The following is a 2,284-nucleotide window of genomic DNA, read 5'->3' as shown; positions in this document are numbered from 1 at the left end:
TGCAAGTGTTGGAAAACCCTGAATCTACCAATAAAGAACAAGCTAAAGCGCGTGAAGCCATTGGCAATGGTTTGACATTGTTGGCACCATCTTTTACTAAAAACAAATACATCTTGGGCGATGACTTTTCTATGATTGATGTTGCCTTGTCTCCGCTGTTGTGGCGTTTGGACTATTACGACATCAAACTGGGTAAATCTGCTGCGCCTTTGCTGAAATACGCCGAGCGTATTTTCCAACGCGAAGCCTTTATTGAAGCATTGACGCCGGCTGAAAAAGCCATGCGTCGTTAAGGGACGGATCTATGGCAACTTCAACCAAACCGTATTTGTTGCGTGCTTTGTATGAATGGTGTTTGGACAATAACCAAACACCGCATATCGTAGCTTGGGTAAATGAACATACCCGTGTGCCGATGCAGTATGTTCGCGATAATGAAATTGTTTTAAATATCGGTCCTACCGCCAGTCATAACTTAAATATCGACAACGAATGGGTCAATTTCTCTGCGCGTTTTTCCGGTGTAGCGCACGAGATTTGGATTCCGGTTGGTCATATTGTCAGTATATTTGGTCGCGAAAGTGGAGAGGGTATGGGGTTTGAGGTAGAACCATATCAGCCTGCTTCTGTCGAAGCTGCAGTGGTGGAAGATAAAAAAGCTGAATCTGCGGAAGATAAACCGAAAAAAGTATTGAAGCTTGTGAAGTAATTAAAAGATAAAAGGCCGTCTGAAATGTTTCAGACGGCCTTTATTGATTAGTTATTGAAATGGCAAAATTAATGAGCAATCAGTTATTAATTAAGCTAAACAAAAAAGCCCTTGTATTTAACAAGAGCTTTTTTGTTTAGTGGTGGAGGTAAGCGGGATCGAACCGCTGACCTCTTGCATGCCATGCAAGCGCTCTACCAACTGAGCTATACCCCCGAAATTTGGTGGCGAATCAGGGACTCGAACCCCGGACACAAGGATTATGATTCCTCTGCTCTAACCGACTGAGCTAATTCGCCGTTTCGTGAAGTCGCTATTATAGTTTTTTTTGAATATTTGGCAAGCGCTAATTTTAATTTTTTTTATTTCTTATTGTTTTTAAAAAATAAAAAGTAGGTTGTTAGGCTATAGCTTATGGCAAATATCGCCGTGGCTGAAGCCTGTCCAATCGATATCGATGTCTTTGCCAAAAGCGATCACTTTAAAAAGTTCGCCCATTTCGTGCTGATGTATCAGTTTTTGTACTGAGGCGGCGGCTTGGATATATTCAACCGAATCCGGGCTGCCGACTTGTGCCAGCAGGCCAGTGATGCCGAGATTGAGCAGGAAATAAGATTGGGGCAGGTAGCCGATTAAGTCCAAACCTGATTCCGTGCCGGCGCGTGCGATATCGGTGAAATTGACGTGCGCAGTCAAATCGGTCAGGCCGATATTGAAAAATGGGTCGTGGATAGTGTGGTGACGATAGTGGCCGATGAATGTGCCTTCCTTGCGTTGCGGATGGTAATACTGAGCGGCATCGAAGCCGTAATCGATAAATATCATGCCGCCGCGCTGTAATTTAGCGGCCAGGGTTTGGATAAAGGCATATTGTGCCGGATGCAGCTCGCTTGTGTATGAGGGAAGGGGAGGGAAGTATAAGGCGGCTGTTTGCGTAAGTTCGGCTTGGGTCAATGGTCTGATGGCTTCGATTAGCTCGTCATTCTCTAGGCTCACGCCGATTTGTTGAAACCCTTCATCTTGATAAATCAAGCGTTCAACCGGCATGGCATCCAATACTTCGTTGCCGATGATGATGCCGTCAAAGTGTTCGGGTAATGTGGTGAGGTGGATGACTTTTGCGGCTGCTTCGGGAGATGTGTGCTCAAGAATGTGTTGACGTTGTCTCTCTGCAAGCTCTGCCGATAGCTCGATAATGTAGTAATGATTCAGGCCGTCTGAAAGATTTTGTAAGAGTGTGGTGGCGAGATGGCCTGTACCTGCACCAAATTCATAGATATTGCCTGCTGTTTGCGGCAGTAATTCAGCAAGTTGTTTGGTAAGGGTTTGTCCGAATAGGGGGGAGAGGGTTGGGGCAGTAATGAAGTCGCCGTCTGTGCCGATTTTATGGCTGCCTCCACTGTAATAGCCGTATTGAGGTGTGTAAAGGGCAAGCTCCATAAAACGGGAAAAGGGTATCCAGTTTTGATGTTGTTCAATTTCGTTTTTTATGAGCTTCGTCAGGTGTGCTGAAGAGGCTTGTGCATCAGGGGAAGGGAGGGGGAGTTGTGGCTTCATGACTGTTAGATAATGTAA

3 protein-coding genes and 2 tRNA genes are annotated in these 2,284 nt (G+C 45.4%); 2 read left to right on the top strand and 3 right to left on the bottom strand.

Annotation, left to right across the window (positions count from 1 at the left end; all coding sequences use genetic code 11):
* On the top strand, window positions 1-293 hold a 293-nt coding region (locus ACTHSP_RS19795), incomplete at its 5' end, for a glutathione binding-like protein (protein ID WP_440346728.1).
* A gap of 11 nt (window positions 294-304) precedes the next feature.
* The gene (locus ACTHSP_RS19790) at window positions 305-709 is read left to right on the top strand and encodes a ClpXP protease specificity-enhancing factor (RefSeq protein ID WP_440346749.1); all 405 of its coding nucleotides are present in this window, start codon (window positions 305-307) and stop codon (window positions 707-709) included.
* Window positions 710-849: 140 nt separating this feature from the next.
* Here the strand turns inward: ACTHSP_RS19790 and ACTHSP_RS19785 are convergent.
* The 3 genes from ACTHSP_RS19785 to ACTHSP_RS19775 form a co-directional block, all read right to left on the bottom strand.
* A tRNA-Ala gene (locus ACTHSP_RS19785) sits at window positions 850-925 on the bottom strand.
* 6 nt (window positions 926-931) lie between these two features.
* Window positions 932-1,008 (bottom strand) — tRNA-Met (locus tag ACTHSP_RS19780).
* A 106-nt stretch (window positions 1,009-1,114) separates the two neighbouring features.
* Complete coding sequence (locus tag ACTHSP_RS19775; RefSeq protein ID WP_440346750.1) at window positions 1,115-2,266, bottom strand: class I SAM-dependent methyltransferase; 1,152 nt, start codon at window positions 2,264-2,266, stop codon at window positions 1,115-1,117.
* Window positions 2,267-2,284 lie beyond the last annotated feature (18 nt).

The sequence above is a fragment of the Neisseria sp. P0001.S005 genome (assembly GCF_051963715.1).
Note: the sequence above shows the minus strand (reverse complement) of the source record. Positions and strands in the feature narration are given on the sequence as shown.

What these genes read in the sequence shown, in the direction of transcription:
- ACTHSP_RS19775 (WP_440346750.1), bottom strand. Translation starts at nt 2,266, where the DNA reads ATGAAGCCACAACTCCCCCTCCCTTCCCCTGATGCACAAGCCTCTTCA.
- ACTHSP_RS19790 (WP_440346749.1), top strand. Translation starts at nt 305, where the DNA reads ATGGCAACTTCAACCAAACCGTATTTGTTGCGTGCTTTGTATGAATGG.